Below are 19,427 nucleotides of genomic sequence, written 5' to 3'. Positions count from 1 at the left end.
AGGAACGAAGTAAATAGTAATAACCACAACTGTTCACTATTCACTCTTAACTTTTAACTAAAATAATCTGTTAGTTATTGATAAAATATTAATTTGAGTTTTCTCATTTGATAAATGAATAAATTTAAAACTTAACTTGGAACCCTATAGAATATGAAAAGCAAATAAAAATTAGGAGTTCTATTTATTTGCTATAAGGATATTACATGAAAGGTGATTATAATGAATGAAAGAATATTAGAGGTTAAAAACTTAAAAAAATATTATGGTAAAAAAGATTCTGTAACTAAGGCTTTAGATGGAATAAACTTTCAAGTAATAAATGGTGAATTTATTGGCATCATGGGCAGTAGCGGTTCAGGAAAAACAACGTTACTTAATTGCATTGCAACTACAACTCATCCTACAGAAGGAAATATTTTATTAAATGGTGAGAATGTAGAAAAATTTAAAGGTAACAAATTAGCTAAGTATAGAGGAAATAAAATAGGATATCTATTTCAAAATTTCGAATTACTAGAAAATTTAACAGCAAGGGAAAATATATTACTACCAATGGCTATTCATAATAAATTACAGGATAATAATAAGGTAGAAGTAGAAAAATTAGCAGAATATATGGAGATAAAAGATATATTAGACAAATTTCCAAATGAAATTTCAGGAGGACAAAAACAGCGTGTAGCTGCTGCAAGAGCTTTAATTTTAAACCCACAAATTATTTTAGCTGATGAGCCAACAGGAGCATTAGATTCTAAGAATGCAAAAGCCTTAATGCAAAAACTAGCTGATTTAAATGAAGAAGAAAAATCAACCATCTTAATGGTTACACATGATGCAAATGTAGCTAGCTTTTGTTCAAGAATTTTATTTATACAAGACGGAAAGCTTTTTCATGAGTTAAGGTATAAAAAATTAGAGGAATCTAGACAAGCATTTTATGAAAGAATACTTCTAGTTATGGCACAACTAGGAGGTGGAAGTGCAAATGTTTTATGATTTAGTTAAAAGAAATAGTAAAAGAAATCGAAAAGAAAATGGGTTGTTCTTTGTATCATTAATAGTGTCTATAGTTGCATTTTATATTATTTTATCTCTTGAAAAGCAAGATGTTATTATATTTTTAAAGACTATGGAAAGTCAGGCTTTGGAAAAGTTATTTTTATTGGTTCCAGTTTTATATGAATTATCTTTATTTATCTTATTCTTTCTTGTATATTTTGCAGGTAAATATCAGCTAGAAAGAAGAAACAGGGAACTTGGAATGTATTTAATGCTTGGTATGAAACGCAGTAAATTAGTATTAATGCTTTTTGTAGAAGAGTTATGGAATAGTATATTGTCATTAGCAATTGGTATTCCAGTAGCAGTTTTTATATCAGAAGTTATTAGTTTAGTGACAGCTAAAATAGTAGGGCTAGGTATAATAGGACATAGCTTTACCTTTTCAATTTCAGCTGTTATTGGGACTATTGTTGGCTATTTTATTATTAGATTTGTAGCAATTATTATTTTAAGTGGTAAATTTTCAAAAAAAGAGGTTATAGAATTACTTTCAGATTCCCAATCAGAAAAGAAAAGAAAAATTAACAAGGTAGTTGTTACAATTAAGTTGTTATTAGGAAGTATTTTACTTGCAGTAGCATTTACCATTGCAATAACGGAAATATCATGGTCAAGTTTAAAGTTCTTTGGAATAACAGTAATAATAGGTCTTAGTGGAATGTTCCTATTACTTCAAGGAATAGGAGTTTTGTTTGAAATAATACTTAAAAAGAAAACTAACAGAAATGAATTAAAAATGTTTACTTTTAGGCAAGTGCAAGAATCAGTATTCCTAAAACCAAATACTATGGCTATTTCATCAATATTAGTTTTAATGACAATTACTTGTTTTGCATATGGTATATCAGTTGGATTCTTATTTAATTCAAAGGAACCACATATTATTGATTATACCTTTCAAGCAGATGAGGAAGAAGTAAAGTCTTTAATAAACAAGCTAGATTTAAATAAATATATTGATGGTTTTTATGATATGAGAATTGGAATGTTATATAGTGACACTTTTTCACCAGAAGGCTTAATAAAAGCTGTAGAAAATCAAAAAGATGGTAAAGAAAAAGAGATTTTATTAAATAACCTTCAAGTCTTTGATTCACCATATTTAATTTCAGTAGATTCATATAATAAGATTTTAGAATTACAAGGTAAAGCTTCTATAGAATTAAAGAATAATGAAGTAGCGCTTTATGAAAATCCTCAGTTTAAAATTGGTGATATAATGGAAGGTGCTTTAAAGGAAAGACCATCTTTATTCTTAGATGGTGAAGAATATATCATAGGAGAAAAATATTATTCTGATAGTATTGTAACGGATAGGTTAATTACTATAAGTAGAGGGTTAATAGTATCTGAAGAAGTTTTTAACAAATACACAAAACCAAATAATGTGAATACTTATTGGAATGTAACTTTAAATAAGGGATTTGTTAGAGAAAAGGGGTTAATGCAAGCTATTAGTTATGTTAATGAAAAACTTGATACTACTGAAATAAGTTATGAAAGTTATCTTCAAAATATAGGAAGAGAATTATTTTTCACAGTATCAGCAAGTTATACAACTATTTACTTAGCAGTTATTTTTCTTATGATAGCCAACACAGTTATGGGAGTACAGTTCTTAATGCATCAAGAAAAAACAAAAAAAAGGTATTTATCATTAACCTATCTTGGTGCAAGCTATGAGATGTTATGCAAATCTGCAAGAAATCAAATTACTTGGTATTTTTCACTACCAATAATAGTTGCAGCTATAAGTAGCATATTTTCAGTAAGAGCATTATTTACAGGTCTTATACCAATAAAAATGAAAGAGCAGGTTAGTAAACTAATGATAATTGCAATTCCTATTACTGTGCTAATATGTATGGTAGAATTATTTTATATGCACTTTGTAAAGAAAATTAGTGATAAGAATATTTTAAAGCTTATGGATGTTAAGAGAGAAGATAATTAGGGGTGATAATAGTGAAGAAGATTGTAATTGTAGAAGATGAGCTTTTTATGAGAGAAGAGCTCCAGTATATTTTAGAGAAGGAAGGATATGATACCTTTTCTATAATTAAATTTTCTAATGTGGTAGATAATATTATAACTGCTTCACCAGACCTTGTATTATTAGACTTAAATTTACCAGAAATATCTGGCTTTGAAATATGTAAGGGAATTAGAAATAAAAGTAATGTTCCAATACTTGTTTTAACAGGGCGTGATCAAATGAAGGATGAGTTACATGCCCTTGATATTGGCGCAGATGAATATATAAACAAGCCTTGTCATAAAGAACGTTTGTTAGCAAGAATAACTAATTTGCTTCGTCGTTTAGAGGATAGAAGGCATTTTGTAGAAATAAAGGATATCAGTTTAGATTTACAAACGTATACAATAAACATTAAAGGGAAAGCTGTTATCTTACCTGAAAATCAAGGGAAGATAATGGAATTACTACTTGAGAATTATAAGGAGCTTGTAACTAAGGAAATGTTATTAGATAAGCTTTGGGGTACAACAAAATATATTGATGAAAATGCTCTTCATGTAAATATGACAAGGCTAAAGAAATCTTTACATAAATTAGATACTAATTATAAGATAAATACAATTAGAGGAAAGGGGTATTCCTTAGAGCCTATAGGAGAAAACAATGATTAAAAAGATAAGAGGAATATTAATAAAAAATAGACTTTGGATCATTGTTATACTTATATTAAATTTTATATTTGGTGGACTGTTGTGGCTTAGCAATGATAAGGCTTTTCGTTATATTTTTCCTACAATGATAATTGGGTCAATGATTTTGTATTGTGCTATAGCATTTATTCTGTACAAAAATGATTTAAAAAGAGAAGATGCAATTTATAACTATTTAAATGAGCCTACTATAAATAATGAAAATCAAATTATAAACTTATTTAATCATGAAGAAGGTAATGTAATTAGAAAAATAGGTGAAATTTTAAGAGAAAATCAAAGTACTATAAACACTTATAAGCAAGGAATAGATGAATATGAGGAATACGTAGAAGCTTGGGCACATGAAATAAAAACACCATTAGGATTAATGACCTTTGTGTTAGATAATAGAAAAGATGAAATATCACAATTAGCATATAAAAGATTGCAATATGTAAGAACAAAAATGCAAGAAGATATAGAAAGAATGCTATATTATGCAAGATTAAAATCTACTTGTAAAGATTACTTTTTTAAAGAACTTTCATTATATGATAATTGTGCAGAAGTAATTGAAGAATATAAAGTAATATTACAGGAAAAAGGTATAGACGTAAGTTTAAATGTTGGTGACTTTAAGGTTGTATCTGATAAACGAGGTATGCAATTTATAATAAGACAAATAATTAGCAATGCAATTAAGTACACAGATGTCGAAGAAACTGAGGCAAAAATAGTTATTACTTCAGTTGAAAATGAGAAATACATAAAGCTAAATATAAGAGACAATGGAATTGGAGTTAAACCTTATGATTTACCATTTATATTTGAAAAAGGTTTTACTGGTATGATTGGGGAACAAAGAAAAAATTCTACAGGAATGGGCTTATATCTAGCAAAACAAGTATCAGAAGGATTAAAAATAAAGATAGAGTTAAATGAGAAATATACTAAAGGTTTTGAAATTGCATTGATATTTCTTAAGATTATTGATTTATAGGTATAAAAGATAGTATTTGTTGTCTTAAAATTTTCTGTTAATTTTAATGATAAATAATTATTATATTTTGAAAAATATAATCTTAGAGCATTTAATCTAATTAAGAACTTAAGCAAACAGTATAGAAAAAATACTTAATTATAGAAATATAATATAATTACCATTAGTTATAGGGTTCCAAGCATGTGCGTAAAGCTAAGCCACTTTATTCCAATAAAACATTTTTTTAATTTATTACTACACTATGTAATAATAAAAAATTTAATAAACTATTCATTGAAAATTGATTTAGAGTTTCTTTAAAATTTTCACAGACTATCGTTTTAAATTTTTTCATTATTGCTTTTTAACACTATGATTTTGGAATTTTTAGGCTTAACTTTACGCCTATGGGGTTCCAAGTTGACTGTTAAAATTATTCATTCCAAAACTTGGATACCCAAAATAGTGAGACATGCTCCGAATCACTTAGAATTCAACACTACATCTTGTGTAAAAATATTTTAAGATTGTTGAATAAATTTAAATTTGAGCTTGTTTCCCTATAAATTACAATAGTATAAAAATATGAAATAATATATATTGCTTATTACACAATTTATTGCTACTATAATATATAAAAATTTATAATGTATCAAAACATAAAGATAGTGCAATTGAAAGGTGGATTTAATATGATAATTGATATTACACAAACAACTAAAATAGGAAGAGTTTATAGGGCTGGGTCAGAACCTTTAAAAGTTGAAAAAATTAAGCGTTTTTCAAAAAGTGGAAGTGAATATACCACAACATCTTTTTCGGCTGATGTTCATAATATGGGTACTCATATTGATGTAATGGGATTAGACGTATTAATCAAAAACGAAAGATTGATATCACCAGGAATAAAATTTGATGTTTCAAATATAATAGATAGACCAATTAAATTAAGTGATTTGGATCTTTCACGTGTTAAAGAAGACGTTTATGTATTTTTTCAAACTAGTTGGGATAAGTATTTTAAAGATGAAGAAAAATATAATAATCATCCGGAAGTTTCTATGGAGGTTATAGAATACTTAGTAGATAAAAAAGTTAATATGATAGGAATAGATACATTAGGTCTAGGCATTGGAAAAAACCATGGACTTATAGATGTTTATTTAGGTAAGAATGAAACTTATGCTATAGAAAATTTGACTAACCTTGAAAATATACCTGAAGAAAATTTTAAAGTATATTGTTTACCAATGAAGATAGAAGGATTAGATGCACTTCCAGCAAGAATATTAGTAGAATTTTAATAATATATAAGCTAAGGTGAATTGTCAAAATATGAACAAATTATAATATTCTAATTTAATGTCAAACAATAAAAATAAATAATTTTTTATAATACCGTACTATTCTAAAGTGAATATGCGGTATTTTTTATATCATAATTCGATTAAATGACGAAGTAATTAATAAAAAGTGTTCTTTGAAAATTAGATAGTTTGGTATTTACAAAATATGTTATGATTGAATCATGATAATAGGAAACTTTTTAATAAAAATTATTTGTATGAGAGATACAGACAAACAGAAATTTGGAGGTTAATCATGAAAAAATGGTATAATGAGGAGTACGAATTTGAAATTGAGGTAACTGGATTTCTTCGCAGTGACCATACAGAGCGATACTGCCGAAACGGCGAGGAAGTCGGGGATAAGTATACTTGCACTTATGGCTGTCCCATAAATGCGGATGGACAGGGTATCTGTTCTAAGGTCATGATGATTATGTTCCCAATCATGGAGTCAGTCAGAAGTGGCGGAGATTTAGAGAACATTGGCGGTGATGGCAAATATAGCAAGGACATTGTATGCCCAGATGGCTGTGTTATGTTCAGGCTGACGGCAAAGAAACTTGGCAATGAGAATTTTTATAAGGGGAAGTTTTTTGATTAGTTTTGATTTTTATTGTGCTTAGTTTGAAGAAAATGTGAAATGAAAATTATTTATTTTATGTAGTAGGGGATACTTTGTTGGAAATTCTTAAACTAGATTTAAGGTATTGTAATGCTCTTGCCAATATGTGTACCTTATAGGAAGTATTCAAAAATGTAATCCACGATACAAAAGAATGTGTGAAAAATGTGGTGCCATTTTTAAAGAAAATGAAGATAGAGGGTATCTAACATTCAAGTTATGGAAATAAATTTTATTTAACTTTATAACTAAAAAAACAAATAGTTTCTTAAAATGCCGTATTATTCTAAAGTGAATATGCGGTATTTTTTATTTCATAATTCAATTAAATAATAAAGTAATTAATAAAAAGTGTTTTTGAAGATTGCATAATATAGATTTGAAAAATATATTATAATTAATTAATAATGGTAATGTATGACGGGTTAGAAGGGAGGATATTGTTATGGATTATGGTATAATTTTACTTTCTATTATCATAGGAATATATTTTATAATTAAGTTTAGTAAAGATAAAAAGAGTTTTAACTTACTTATAGTTATGATGGCTATTACAGGAGCTTTTTACAGAAAATCTTTTGGCATATATAGTAATGTAGGTGGAACATCACAAATAATCATTAATATAATATATTGGACTTCTTTATTGATTTTATTGGCAGTTTATTTTATTAATGAAAAGAGTAAGAGAAAAAAAGCAATTCAGTAACCTTTGAAGTTAGTTTAGTATACAACGGAAATAAAAATATCTGAAATATGTGGTCAGTAGGGTATAATATTCACATTTAGCAACTAAACTATAAAATTAAATAAATTATTAGAAATACCGTACTATTCTAAACTGAATATGCGGTATTTTTATGTCACAATTTAAATAAAATATAAAGTAAAATGTTATTTAAAAATCTCCACAAAATATGTAACGATTTTTGAAAATATGAATATGAATAATGATATTTAAAAACTGAATAACTTGGTGTTAAAAAGTGAGAAAAACTTATATTTATTAGTAAAATAACCATTCATTAACATGAGTGTGTGATATAATTACTAATAGTTAAGTTATGGCAATGTTAAAAGGAGAGTTAAAATTATGAAAAATAAGCCCAATAGACTAATTTATTCTGAGGAATATGTATGCATTAATGGAATTGAGCAATATTTATTTCATTCTGGTACAAATTATAATAATCCAGTAATGTTATTTTTACATGGTGGTCCAGGAAGTTCAGAATCATTATTTGCATATATGTTTCAAGAAAAATGGGAAGACGTTTTTACAGTAGTTCATTGGGATCAACGTGGAACTGGAAAGACTCTTACAAAGAATAAAGATAAGTACCCTACAATTGAAGTGATGATAAAAGACCTATTTGAAGTTGTTCAATATTTAAAGAAGAAATATAATAGGGAAAAAATAATAATACTTGGTCATTCTTGGGGAAGTGCTTTAGGTAGTATATTTATAAAACAATACCCAGAAGAAGTAGCTTATTATATTGGAGTTGGGCAAGTTATCAATATGATTGAAAATGAGCGAGTTGGTTATGAAAAAGCTAAGGAATTAGTTATACAGTGTAACGATAAAAAAGATTTAAAAAAGCTGAAAGCTTTAGGGGAATATCCAGGGGACAAATTTGACGATAATTTTATGAAGAAGTGTATGAACATACGTAAAATTCAGGGAAAATATAATTTAGCTGTAAATTTAGGTTTTCCTATGCTTGTAGCTGTATTTAAAAGTCCTATTTTAAAGTTTTCTGATATTTCTGCAGCAATTAAAGGGAACAAAGCAAATAAAGGTTTGTTGGCATTTCTATTTCAGTTCGATTTAAATTCTGAATCTAAAGAATATAAAGTGCCAATGTATTATATTCTAGGTGAAAATGATTGGCAAACTCCTTATGTTATTGCTGAAAAATACTTTGAAAAAATGAATGCACCGTATAAAAAATTATATTTAATACCTAGTGCTGGACATATGACAATGATAGATCAACCTGATTTATTTTTTGATGCTTTGATAGACATTAATAATAAAGAAAAGACTAATGTAGATTTATATTAATAAATTTAATTTAAATAATTTTATATTTACAAAATATGCTACCTTTGTTAAAGGCATAAATGGGAATTTGAAAAGGAGAAAAAATGGTTTTATTAGTTATCGATACGCAAAAATTAATAACAAATGAAAAATTATATAAATTTGATATGTTTGTATCTAATGTTAAAAAAATAATAAATCAGGCTAGGTTAAATAATGTTGAAGTAATATATGTACGTCATGATGATGGGATAGGAAATGAGCTAACAAAAGGAAATGATGGGTTCGAGATATATGAAAAATTTAAACCAATAAATGAAGAAAAAATATTTGATAAAGTTGTTAATAGTGCATTTAAAGGGACAGGCTTATTAGAATATTTAATAGACAAAGGTGAAGAAAATATAATCATTGTAGGATTGCAAACAGATTACTGTATTGATGCTACTATAAAGTGTGGATTTGAACATGGATTTAATATTATAGTTCCAGCATATGCAAATACAACAGTATATAATAAATTTATGTCAGCGGAACAAAGCTATAAGTATTACAATGAATTTATGTGGAATGGTAGATATGCAGAGTATATTTCAATGGATGAAACACTTGAAAGAATGAAATAGTAGTACTTTAAAAACTGAATAATTCGGTGTTTACCAAACAGGTTATAATTAATTTAGAATAGTATTAAAAGGTTAAATAAGTCTTATAAAGTGAGGTGAGCAATAATTAATAATAAAAAAGTAATTGAGTTATCGTCTAAAATTCTAACTGTAGTTTCTATAATTTCTATTGTATTAATCGTATGTAATATAGCAATGGATATTATCTTTGTTAAATCAATTGATTATGGTAATATTATTCCTTTAATCATATTGTATATTTTTTGTAGATATTTTAGAGAGAATTCATCAAAAAATAGTAACATTAATTAGCAGTACTTCTATATATAAAATTATTTTAAAGTTATTGAATAAATTCAAGTGGGAGCTTGTTTCTCTATAAAATTAACAAGGAACCTTTAAAGTAATTATTGAAAGGTTCCCTGTTATTAAAAAATTATTAAATTAAAATTTAAATAATAAAAATTTTCCTTTACCATAGTTCTTCCCAACTGAAAGAACAATCGAGTTGAGTACTATTACCAGATGTTACCTGAAGAGTTAAAGTTTCACCAGGAGCGAGAGTAATATTTAATGAATTTAAAAATAGTTGAGAACCCGAATTTATTGGACTTTCAAAAGAAAATATTTGTATTCCACCAGTGGCAGAAGTTTGAGTTGTAGAATATTGAATAACACTAGTATTTGCATTGATTGGAGTATAGGAAAGTGTAGTTCCAAAAGTAGCATTTCTAACTAACTTGAATAGAACAGCTCTTTCTCCTTGAACACTAGTAGAAACAAAATCTAAACGTATGCGAGTTCTATTAACTTTACTAGCAAAAGTGGAGGTGTTTAAAATAGTCAATCCATTTTGGTTTGTCGGTGTGCTTAAAGAAACTGAATTAGCAGCAGAATTTCTAGTAATTATTGCTTGAGAATAACCATCACCTTCACAAAATGCCATTGCAGATGGTGTTTTTAATACTACATTAGACGTATTACCACTATTAACAACTTTAGCTGTTAAAGGAAAACTAGGATTATAAACAGATGGTACTATAGCTGTGTTAGGGTACTGAATTCTATGGACTAATATAGGTTGACCAGTTGTAGTGGAAGTAATGTAATAGTTTATTACGCCAAATCCAAGCCATTGAAATTGAATTGTATATACATTACCCTTTGTAGGATCAAGTGTCATACCAGAAGGTCCAGTACCATTCATTTTATCTACATTCCAATTGGTTTGTGAAATCCAATTTGAGGTACCATTTTGTATACGTAGAATTGAAAAGTCAGTACCATTATATCCAAAATAAAAACCGTCTGTATCATCCCCTAGACCTATAATTTGTTGGCTATTAGTAACACCAGTTGTAAATACTGCAGTAAAACGTGCTAATCCGCCTAATCCAGGAGAGTATCGTAATACTTTTCTAGTTGCTATTTTAGAAGAACCATTATTGGCAGTACTTGTACTTAATATTGCCATAGAGTCTCCTTGAGTTGCAGTTCCGCCATTAGCAGTAGTAGTTATTATATAATCAGAATTAATGTTGTAATTAAAAGTCCAACCAGCCATAGGTGTCAATGCTATTGTTCTTAAGTCGCTAAATGCAGTCAAAGGTATGCTGTAAGGATTATTAGTTCCATCAGTATTTGATAATTGAGTAATCAAATTACCATCTGAGTCAGTTTGAATAGCTACAGGTTGGTTTGAGTTAATTCCATATATTTGTGTTTTTAATTCTTGTGGAACATTGGAAGAAACCAATGAGTTTACCATATATATCAACTCCGTATTTATACTATATAATTTAATATTATTATCTCATTATTTTATAGTATATTTATATAGAATATGTAGTGTTACATAATTCAGATTTAAGAACAATTAATTTAAGATACACATGCTGTTTTAAGATTAAATAATATTATATTTACAATATATGAAAATTATTTCATGATAACATTATATTTGTTTATCAATGTGAAGTATGTTTCATGACATAATCTTGTTGAAGTGGGAATTAAAATGTTCTTTGAAATTTTAATTAATATATGACCTCAATTAAAAAAGAGGTAAAATAATTATATTTATATTGAAATTTTAAATATGATAAAAATAAAATAATAACTTCGTAAAATTAATAAGGAATCTTTAAAATAATAATAAAAGATTCCTTGTTATTAAAAGTTATTAAATTAAAATTTAAACAATAAAAATCTTGTTTACCATAGCTCTTCCCAACTAAAAGAGCAATCAATTTGAGTAAGCAAACCAGAGGTAGCCCTAAGACTTAAGGTTTCACCTGGAGCAAGAAGAATATTTAATGAATTCAAAAATAATTGAGAGCCTGAATTTGCTGGAACTTCAAAAGTGAATATTTGAAGCCCACCAGTAACAGATGTTTGAGTTGTAGAATATTGAATAACACTGGTATTAGCATTGATTGAAGTATATGTCAATGGAAGTCCAAAAGTACCATTTCTAATTAAATCAAATCTTACATCACCAGTACCTTGAATGCTAGTGGAAACAAAATCTAAACGTATACGAGTTCTATTAGTTTTACCGACAAAAGTAGAAGTGTTTAATAAAGTTAGTACATTTAGTTGTGTTGGTATCAGTGAACCAGTGGAACTAGAAATAGAATTTCTAGTGATTATTGCTTGAGAATAGCCATCACCTTCACAAAATGCCATTGCAGATGGTGTTTTTAATACTACATTAGACGTATTACCACTATTAACAACTTTAGCTGTTAAAGGGAAACTAGGATTATAAACAGATGGTACTATAGCAGTATTAGGATATTCAATTCTATGGACTAATATAGGTTGACCAGTTGTTGTGGAAGTAACATAATAATTTATTACGCCAAATCCAAGCCATTGAAATTGAATTGTATATACATTACCCTTGGTAGGATCAAGTGTCATCCCAGAAGGACCAGTACCATCCATTGTATCTACATTCCAGTTAGCTTGTGAAGTCCAGTTTGAGGTACCATTTTGTATACGTAGAATTGAAAAGTTAGTACCGTTATATCCAAAATAAAAGCCATCTGTATCATCGCCTAGACCTATAATTTGTTGACTATTATTAACACCAGCTGTAAATGCTGCAGTAAAGCGCGCTAAAGCCCCTAATCCAGGAGAATATCGTAATACTTTTCTAGTTGCTATTCTCGCAGAACCATTATTGGTAGTGCTAGTACTTAATATTGCCATAGAGTCCCCTTGAGTTGCAGTTCCTCCATTAGCTGTAGTAGTTATTATATAATCAGAATTAATGTTGTAATTAAAAGTCCAACCAGCCATAGGTGTCAAAATTATTGTTCTTAAGTCATTAAATGCTGTCAAAGGTACACTATAAGGGTTATTAGTTCCATCGGTATTTGATAATTGAGTAAGTAAATTACCATTTGAGTCAGTTTGAACAGCTATCGGTTGATTTAAGTTACTTCCATAGATTTGTGTTTTTAATGCTTGTGGAACATCGGAAAAGACCAGTGAATTTGCCATATATATCAACTCCGTATTTATACTATATAATTTAATATTATTATCTCGTTATTTTATATTATATTGATATAGAATATAGAGTGTTACATAATTAAGATTTTAGAAAATGTAGAGTAAATATAGGGAAACAAGCTCCAATTTAAATTTATTCAATAACTTTAAAATATTTTTATACAAGATGCAGTGTTGAATTCTAAGTGATTTGGAGCATGTCTCACTATTTTAGGTATCCAAGTTTTGGAATAGATAACTTTAAGAGTCAACTTGGAACCCTATAACAAAACTAAAGTATAAAATATGTTAATTTAATTTTAAACTTTAATTTAGAAAATTGAATTATATTTTTATTATAAAGCGGGTCACAACTAATATATGTCCTTAAAAAATATAGTGTGATATTTCAAAATATGTTACAATATGGATAATATATATTTCATTAAATTTTATTTATATATTATGTAAAGATTATTTATATGAGGTGGTGCAGAATAAAAATGAAAACTCAAAATAAAAAAACTTATATATCAGTGTTTATTTTAGTAGCAATAGATCAGATTATTAAAATAATAATCAACAACAAGTTTTTTGATAAAAAATTCCCTATATTACCGCCCTTATTATATTTTAAACCTATGTTCAATAGGGACTATTCATGGTTTAATTCTATGTTACAATTAGGCGTTGGTAAATATATACACATTTTAATAGTAGTAATTATGAGTATATTAATATATCAGCTTTATCAATATTTAAATAAACAATTTGGAGATAACAAAATTATTAATATTATGTATGCATTTATATTTTCTGGTGCTATATGTTCATTAATTGACAAGGTTTTTTGGAATGGGAGTTTAGATTACATATCATTAAATGTTTTTTTCACCTTCGATTTAAAAGATGTATATATTAATGTTTTTATAGGATCAGTAATTTTATCATTAATTTTAAAAAATAAGGTTTTAAGCCAAATTGATGATGATATAGTAAAAGATTTTACTAAATATGTTTTAAGAAAATTATAAGCAGAAGTTTCATAATTTTTATTTAATGTAGTAAGAGAAAATTGGGTGAATTATATATGGAGCATAAAATTATAAAATCAGAACGTGGTATAACACATTATTGGATAAATAGAAATTTGGATAAAAATGCAAGGTGTATTGTTTTTACACATGGATTAACTGCAAATCATATGATGTTTGAAAAACAAGTTGAATATTTTTCAAAGGAATATACTATTATTACATGGGATGTTCCATTACATGGAGAATCTCGTCCTTATATCAACTTTTCTTATGAAAACACTGCAATAGAGTTAAAATCTATACTTGATGCAGAAAATATTAAGAAGGTTATATTAGTGGGGATGTCAATGGGTGGATATCCAAGTCAGGAATTTGCAATACAATATTCCGATAGAGTAAGTGCATTTATTGCATTGGATACAACACCATTTGGATTATCTTACTATTCTGTATTAGACAGATGGTGGCTAAAACAGGTTGAATTAATGGCAAAATGTATTCCTGATAAAATGTTACGTAATAGTATGGCAAAAGCGGTTTCAAAAACAAGATATGCCTATGATATGATGCTAAAAATGTTAAATCCGATGAGTAAAACTGATATTGTTGAGCAGATGGGGATAGCCTATGGAAGAGTTTTTGATAGAAAAGAGTCGGTACATTTTAATTTTCCTGTTCTTATTTTATTAGGTGAATATGATAAAACGGGAAAAGTGAAGCAATATTGCGAAGCATGGTCAAAAAAAGATGGGTATCCATTGCATATAATCAAAGGAGCATCACATTTTTCTAATGCAGACAATTATGATGATGTCAACAAAGAGATAAATAATTTCATTTGTGGGTTATGAGAATAATTTATATTGTTTTTTTAACTTAACATATAAAAATTTGTGTGAATGTAACATTATTTTGAAATGGATTTTTTATATTGTTGTTTCGTGATATGAGTAATTTGTGAAAAGAAAACAATCCATATAATAAATAGGGGGGGAGTATGGAAGAGCAAGATTTAACATTTAAAACTAGTGAAGGAATATTCAATTACAGGGTTGGCGCAATTATAATAAGAGATAAAAAAATACTTATGGTTAAAAATGATAATGCGCCTTATTATTATTCAGTTGGTGGAAGAGTAAAATTAAATGAAACATCTGAAGAAGCTGTTGTTCGTGAGACATTTGAGGAAACTGGTATTAAATTTGAAATTGATAGGCTGGTCTTTGTTCATGAACACTTTTTTCATGAAGAAATGACTAAGGAACGTTATCATGAAATTGCCTTTTTCTATTTGATGAAAGAAAACACTAATATGGATTTTGTTTGTAAAAGCTATGGAGGACAAGGTGAAAAAGAACATTTGTATTGGCTTCCGATTGAAGATTTAGAGCAATATCACCTGTTTCCTGAGTTTTTTAAAATAAAATTATTAGGGAATATGACCAGTATTGAACATATTGTTTCAAAGGAATAACATTGCATGTTACAAGAATAAACTTAAAATATTTGTTACAAACACCGCATTATTCACAAATTGAATTTTGGGGTGTTTTTGCGTTGTAATTTGATTAAAGTGCGACAGAACCATTGAAAATGAAAATACGAAGGATGCTCTTTGAAATTTGAATAATGAAGTGTTAAAAAGGCAAGATATTTTACTTTTGTTACAAAAATAACCATATAAGATAGTGTAAATATGATATAATTACCATTAATTAAGTTAAAGTAGTAAAAAATTGTGTATGGTCTTAATAAAGAATATAATTGATTTAATACAAATAGGGAGTGTGATATCATGAATATTAATCTCATGGATAGAAAAATGCTTAAAATACTCTGTGCAAAGTCTGTAGGTATGAGTTTGGGCGACAATTTGCACAGAGATAGATATTTAGTCGCTTTTCATAAATAAATTCATACATATACAGGCTTTGTTTCCTTAATTAAATAATAAATTTAAGGGAGTGAGCTTTATGAAATATGTAAGAATTGATAGAATATTACCAGATAATTTAGTTAAAGAAATTCAAAAGTATATTCAAGGTGAATATATATACATCCCTTCCCTTCCTGAAAAGAGAAAAAGATGGGGTGAAAAATCTAAAAGTCGAGATTATATAAAAGCTAGAAATGCAAAGATATTAAACCAATATATAGGTGGGCAATCAATTAGCAATCTGGCTGAGGAATTCTTCCTTTCAGATAGTAGTATTAAGAAAATTGTATATAAAAAGGATAAGTAAGCTAAAGCTACCACTCTTGTAATGTGTGGTAGCTTTTGTGTAAAAGATGATATAGAAGTGATTATTATCTTTCTTAAAAAATATAGAAGCTTTAAAATGATATTGAACATAAAATTCATTTAAAAAATGGATTTGTAATTCTTGTCCTAGATATTAGAACAAAAGGAGAGAGTCAAAATGAATAAAAAAATATCATTAATTCATTCTACAAATTTAGCTCTAGTAGATTATGCTTATGTTGGACGCATACCTTCAGGAATGGACTTATTATTTTTAGCAGGGGCATGTCCCATTAATAGAGATGGAGAAGTACCCAATTTGAGTGATTATGAGCTTCAGGCAAAACTTTGTGTAGAGAATTTGAAGGAAGCACTGAGGGACGGTGGGGCCACTTTGAAAGACGTTGTATATACCAGAGTTCTTGTAGCATCTCAAAATCAGTCAGATTTGGTAACTGCATGGGAAGCAATAAGAAAAGAGTTTGGTAATCATGATGTTCCAAGCACCTTATCTGGAGTTACAGTATTAGGATATACAAATCAATTGGTAGAAATTGAAGCAGTAGCAGCAGTAGAAAATAATACAAAATGATTGAAGTATAAAGTTGAACTAATTCGCACCATTCTTATTTAACGTAACAACTAAAAAGACGAACGATTTATTAAAACACTGTATTATTGAAATTTAAATTTTACAGTGTTTTTACGTCGTAATTTGATTAAAATACGAATTAAAATCGAAATATGTTTTTGAAAATTGAATAATATGGCGTTTACAGAGTATGATACAATTGATTTGTAATATTAAACTTAAGTAAAAATTATTTGTATAAAACATATAGATAAATAGTAATTTATCTCAAAGTTAATTAGGGGGTTGCAAATAATGGAAATAAGAGAATTAAAGCAGGAAGATATGATGGAAGCTATGAAACTTAAGGCACTGTGTTGGCCAGAAGAATTAGCAGCTTTATCTAATAATAAGTTAGATATCAACGAGGAATATAAATTTTGGGATGATTGGATGATGAAAGCTGATAAATGGAATGATGTTAGGGTGCTAGTAGGTGCCTTTAAGAAAGAGAAGATGCTTGGAGTTGCGTTTGGTAGCTTTATAGAGTCAAAAGATGCTCCAGAAGAGGGAATGGAGTTGAATGGACTATGGGTATATCCTAAACAACGTGGCAGAGGCATTTCACTTATATTGATGCAGAAAATAGCAGAGGTATTTCTATCGCAATCCTGTGGGAGAATGGTTGTTTACAATTTCCATAATGCTCCTTCAAATAAATTTTACAGGCACTTAGGATTTAGTGTATTTAATACAGAATATCAGATGGAGGGAAAACTACCAGTAGATATTTTTAGCATAGATTTAAAAGAATTAAATGAAACAATCTGTGAGAAACTTAGGAATTATAATATAAACCAATAAATTTCAATTTGTTAATGAACTTAAAAAGATAAAATAGTATATAAAAGTATCGCATTATTCAAAAATGAATTCGCGGTATTTTTTATGTCGCAATTCAAATAAATTATGAAAGTGCGAAGTACAACTAGCGGAGCATGCGATTTGGCATTAAACATGTTCAAATTAATGTTTGATAATTTATATTTTTATTATGTAAAGTAATCAATAAATCTAGATAGATAGATGACCTTTGAAAATTGAATAATGAGGTGTTAAAATACGGTTGGGAATTACATGGGATTTATGGTATAATCTCCATGTGATTAATGCTACAATTGCTTTATTTATATGATATAAACTATGGATGGGGTGAGATCTATGAGAATAGAAAGAAACGCTAAAATTGATGTAAACGAACTAAATAATTTATTAAAGACAATGGGCTGGGGATTGAGTTCGGCACAAAAGTTAGATGAATCATTAAAGTTGTCATGGGGATGGATTACTGTAAGAAATGATTCAAATAGACTTATAGGATTTGTACAGATACTTTCTGATGGCATTAAACATGCATATATACTAAGATTGCTTGTTCATAAAGATTATCAGGGCAAAGGAATTGGCACTAAAATAATGGGGAATTTAATGGAGTTTCTTGAAAAAAATAATTTAAGTCCTGTGCTTTTAACAAAACCTTCAGAGGAAAAATTTTATTCAAAGTTTGGATTATCGAGAAGTAACAAAGGATTTATTTCGTTATTTAAGTGGTAAAGTGATTTATAATAAATATTTTCTAAATTAAATGAAGAAGTAGAAAAACTGAATATTTTACTGAAACACCGCATTATTCAATTTTGCGGTGTTTTTGTATGGCAATATAAATATTTTATGAAGTAGTTATCAGTTAGTAATCTTTATAAATATTATCGGCAACAAACCATGTATCTTAAAACTGTTTTTAATTTTGATTTTTCAGTTTTTCGTGCATCTGAAATATAAATTTCTCTATGTTTTAGAGTTGTTATTTAAAGATTATTTTCTTTTATAAATTTTTTCATTTGTTCGAAACTTTGTGGTTCATCATCATACGAACCAATATGCATCATTTGAACAGACAATCCATCTTCCATAGTTTCAAAAGTTACATCATCTAATAAAGGATGTGTTTTTTTCCTTAAGGTTTTCAAAGGCTTTATTAACCACTTCTTGCGTTACAAAATTAGGCTGTCTAATCATTATGGTATACAACAATTCATCCTTATTTAATGTATTAGATTGTTTTCCTTCTTCTGTTAAATTCCATATTCCTTCAAGTGGATAAACAGTATATTCAAAATAACCATCTGGTGTGAATCCTTGTTTTGGCATCATTCTAACAGCATAGGCTAAAGAATATAATACACCTATTTTTTCAGAGAACTCTTCATCATTTGGATTTCCTTTTTCGCTTATCATAAAAAAACTTTGTTGTGGTACTGTTATTAAATCTGGTTTCTCTTTTGGCAAATATAAATTTTTTTCTTGCCTTCTCCATTTAAATTTCATAAATTTTCTACCTTCTATTTAATTTGTAAATAAAATATATCACACTTAATATGACATCATGATGTCATATTACAATAAAACTTATTTTGAATCTTAGTTAAATAAAGACAGTTGTGTGTTAAAAGAAACTTTTGATTCATATGAAAAAGAATTTACAAAAATATATAAAAAATTTATATATAATAAAAGATGCAAGAATAGAAAAAAGTTAGGAAGCGTGAAATAATTTATATTTTGATTAAAAGACGGATTAAAGAATATATGTTGTTTGAAAATTGAATAATGAGGTATTTACAAAATAGGCTATAATAAATTCATAATAATAAG

Annotated in this window: 18 protein-coding genes and 1 pseudogene; 16 read left to right on the top strand and 3 right to left on the bottom strand. The window is 27.7% G+C overall.

All coding sequences use genetic code 11. The features are described 5' to 3' along the window. The first annotated feature begins 222 nt into the window (after positions 1-222). The 9 genes from ACYUE0_RS11840 to ACYUE0_RS11800 all read left to right on the top strand — a co-directional run bounded on the left by ACYUE0_RS11840 (position 223) and on the right by ACYUE0_RS11800 (position 9,361). Positions 223-999, top strand: coding sequence for an ABC transporter ATP-binding protein (locus tag ACYUE0_RS11840; protein WP_010291824.1), 777 nt, complete (start codon positions 223-225; stop codon positions 997-999). After that, positions 989-3,019 (top strand): ABC transporter permease, encoded by a 2,031-nt coding sequence (locus tag ACYUE0_RS11835; RefSeq protein ID WP_460270719.1) that lies wholly within the window; start codon positions 989-991, stop codon positions 3,017-3,019. Before ACYUE0_RS11840 ends, ACYUE0_RS11835 begins: the two co-directional genes overlap by 11 nt. Positions 3,020-3,030: 11 nt before the next feature. After that, a complete protein-coding gene (locus ACYUE0_RS11830; RefSeq protein ID WP_460270718.1) occupies positions 3,031-3,714 on the top strand; it encodes a response regulator transcription factor in 684 nt (227 codons plus the stop codon). Beyond that, positions 3,707-4,735, top strand: coding sequence for a sensor histidine kinase (locus ACYUE0_RS11825; RefSeq protein ID WP_460270717.1), 1,029 nt, complete (start codon positions 3,707-3,709; stop codon positions 4,733-4,735). The genes ACYUE0_RS11830 and ACYUE0_RS11825 overlap by 8 nt, the downstream gene beginning before the upstream one ends. Positions 4,736-5,409: 674 nt before the next feature. Beyond that, entirely contained in the window at positions 5,410-6,021 is a 612-nt protein-coding gene (locus tag ACYUE0_RS11820; protein ID WP_460270716.1) for a cyclase family protein, read from the top strand. A gap of 298 nt (positions 6,022-6,319) precedes the next feature. Next, entirely contained in the window at positions 6,320-6,667 is a 348-nt protein-coding gene (locus ACYUE0_RS11815; RefSeq protein WP_460270715.1) for a TIGR04076 family protein, read from the top strand. A 466-nt stretch (positions 6,668-7,133) separates the two neighbouring features. Then, positions 7,134-7,397 carry a hypothetical protein gene (locus tag ACYUE0_RS11810; RefSeq protein ID WP_460270714.1) on the top strand — a complete coding sequence of 88 codons (264 nt, stop codon included), beginning with the start codon at positions 7,134-7,136 and terminating at the stop codon, positions 7,395-7,397. Positions 7,398-7,781: 384 nt separating this feature from the next. Continuing rightward, positions 7,782-8,756, top strand: a complete 975-nt coding sequence (locus ACYUE0_RS11805; RefSeq protein ID WP_460270713.1) for an alpha/beta fold hydrolase — start codon at positions 7,782-7,784, stop codon at positions 8,754-8,756. Positions 8,757-8,839: 83 nt separating this feature from the next. Further along, positions 8,840-9,361, top strand: a complete 522-nt coding sequence (locus ACYUE0_RS11800; RefSeq protein ID WP_460270712.1) for a cysteine hydrolase family protein — start codon at positions 8,840-8,842, stop codon at positions 9,359-9,361. 472 nt (positions 9,362-9,833) lie between these two features. Here the strand turns inward: ACYUE0_RS11800 and ACYUE0_RS11795 are convergent, their stop codons facing one another. Further along, entirely contained in the window at positions 9,834-11,129 is a 1,296-nt protein-coding gene (locus ACYUE0_RS11795; protein WP_460270711.1) for a hypothetical protein, read from the bottom strand. 446 nt (positions 11,130-11,575) lie between these two features. Beyond that, positions 11,576-12,871: a hypothetical protein gene (locus ACYUE0_RS11790; protein ID WP_460270710.1), complete on the bottom strand. Its 1,296-nt coding sequence runs from the start codon at positions 12,869-12,871 to the stop codon at positions 11,576-11,578. 494 nt (positions 12,872-13,365) lie between these two features. Here ACYUE0_RS11790 and ACYUE0_RS11785 point away from each other — a divergent pair, with 494 nt between their 5' ends. The 7 genes from ACYUE0_RS11785 to ACYUE0_RS11755 all read left to right on the top strand — a co-directional run bounded on the left by ACYUE0_RS11785 (position 13,366) and on the right by ACYUE0_RS11755 (position 18,326). Continuing rightward, positions 13,366-13,896, top strand: coding sequence for a signal peptidase II (locus tag ACYUE0_RS11785; RefSeq protein WP_460270708.1), 531 nt, complete (start codon positions 13,366-13,368; stop codon positions 13,894-13,896). 56 nt (positions 13,897-13,952) lie between these two features. Next, positions 13,953-14,750: an alpha/beta fold hydrolase gene (locus ACYUE0_RS11780; RefSeq protein ID WP_460270707.1), complete on the top strand. Its 798-nt coding sequence runs from the start codon at positions 13,953-13,955 to the stop codon at positions 14,748-14,750. 146 nt (positions 14,751-14,896) lie between these two features. Beyond that, a complete protein-coding gene (locus ACYUE0_RS11775; RefSeq protein ID WP_460270706.1) occupies positions 14,897-15,373 on the top strand; it encodes an NUDIX hydrolase in 477 nt (158 codons plus the stop codon). A 499-nt stretch (positions 15,374-15,872) separates the two neighbouring features. Further along, positions 15,873-16,142, top strand: coding sequence for a CD3324 family protein (locus ACYUE0_RS11770; RefSeq protein ID WP_061996896.1), 270 nt, complete (start codon positions 15,873-15,875; stop codon positions 16,140-16,142). A gap of 177 nt (positions 16,143-16,319) precedes the next feature. After that, the gene (locus ACYUE0_RS11765; protein ID WP_061996897.1) at positions 16,320-16,733 is read left to right on the top strand and encodes a RidA family protein; all 414 of its coding nucleotides are present in this window, start codon (positions 16,320-16,322) and stop codon (positions 16,731-16,733) included. A gap of 294 nt (positions 16,734-17,027) precedes the next feature. Continuing rightward, positions 17,028-17,576 (top strand): GNAT family N-acetyltransferase, encoded by a 549-nt coding sequence (locus ACYUE0_RS11760; RefSeq protein WP_460270705.1) that lies wholly within the window; start codon positions 17,028-17,030, stop codon positions 17,574-17,576. Between the two features lie 357 nt (positions 17,577-17,933). After that, positions 17,934-18,326 carry a GNAT family N-acetyltransferase gene (locus ACYUE0_RS11755; RefSeq protein ID WP_460270704.1) on the top strand — a complete coding sequence of 131 codons (393 nt, stop codon included), beginning with the start codon at positions 17,934-17,936 and terminating at the stop codon, positions 18,324-18,326. 152 nt (positions 18,327-18,478) lie between these two features. Here the strand turns inward: ACYUE0_RS11755 and ACYUE0_RS11750 are convergent. Continuing rightward, positions 18,479-19,100 (bottom strand): annotated as a pseudogene (locus tag ACYUE0_RS11750) (GyrI-like domain-containing protein). Between the last annotated feature and the right edge of the window lie 327 nt (positions 19,101-19,427).

Source organism: Clostridium sp. CTA-19, from assembly GCF_054767855.1.
This window is presented reverse-complemented; position numbering and strand designations above follow the sequence as displayed.

Excerpts from the sequence above, each read along its gene's own strand:
- ACYUE0_RS11805 (WP_460270713.1), top strand. The coding sequence starts at position 7,782 with ATGAAAAATAAGCCCAATAGACTAATTTATTCTGAGGAATATGTATGC.
- ACYUE0_RS11835 (WP_460270719.1), top strand. The coding sequence starts at position 989 with ATGTTTTATGATTTAGTTAAAAGAAATAGTAAAAGAAATCGAAAAGAA.
- ACYUE0_RS11815 (WP_460270715.1), top strand. The coding sequence starts at position 6,320 with ATGAAAAAATGGTATAATGAGGAGTACGAATTTGAAATTGAGGTAACT.
- ACYUE0_RS11770 (WP_061996896.1), top strand. The coding sequence starts at position 15,873 with ATGAAATATGTAAGAATTGATAGAATATTACCAGATAATTTAGTTAAA.
- ACYUE0_RS11775 (WP_460270706.1), top strand. The coding sequence starts at position 14,897 with ATGGAAGAGCAAGATTTAACATTTAAAACTAGTGAAGGAATATTCAAT.
- ACYUE0_RS11795 (WP_460270711.1), bottom strand. The coding sequence starts at position 11,129 with ATGGTAAACTCATTGGTTTCTTCCAATGTTCCACAAGAATTAAAAACA.
- ACYUE0_RS11760 (WP_460270705.1), top strand. The coding sequence starts at position 17,028 with ATGGAAATAAGAGAATTAAAGCAGGAAGATATGATGGAAGCTATGAAA.
- ACYUE0_RS11820 (WP_460270716.1), top strand. The coding sequence starts at position 5,410 with ATGATAATTGATATTACACAAACAACTAAAATAGGAAGAGTTTATAGG.
- ACYUE0_RS11825 (WP_460270717.1), top strand. The coding sequence starts at position 3,707 with ATGATTAAAAAGATAAGAGGAATATTAATAAAAAATAGACTTTGGATC.
- ACYUE0_RS11790 (WP_460270710.1), bottom strand. The coding sequence starts at position 12,871 with ATGGCAAATTCACTGGTCTTTTCCGATGTTCCACAAGCATTAAAAACA.
- ACYUE0_RS11810 (WP_460270714.1), top strand. The coding sequence starts at position 7,134 with ATGGATTATGGTATAATTTTACTTTCTATTATCATAGGAATATATTTT.
- ACYUE0_RS11785 (WP_460270708.1), top strand. The coding sequence starts at position 13,366 with ATGAAAACTCAAAATAAAAAAACTTATATATCAGTGTTTATTTTAGTA.
- ACYUE0_RS11800 (WP_460270712.1), top strand. The coding sequence starts at position 8,840 with ATGGTTTTATTAGTTATCGATACGCAAAAATTAATAACAAATGAAAAA.
- ACYUE0_RS11755 (WP_460270704.1), top strand. The coding sequence starts at position 17,934 with ATGAGAATAGAAAGAAACGCTAAAATTGATGTAAACGAACTAAATAAT.
- ACYUE0_RS11840 (WP_010291824.1), top strand. The coding sequence starts at position 223 with ATGAATGAAAGAATATTAGAGGTTAAAAACTTAAAAAAATATTATGGT.
- ACYUE0_RS11765 (WP_061996897.1), top strand. The coding sequence starts at position 16,320 with ATGAATAAAAAAATATCATTAATTCATTCTACAAATTTAGCTCTAGTA.
- ACYUE0_RS11780 (WP_460270707.1), top strand. The coding sequence starts at position 13,953 with ATGGAGCATAAAATTATAAAATCAGAACGTGGTATAACACATTATTGG.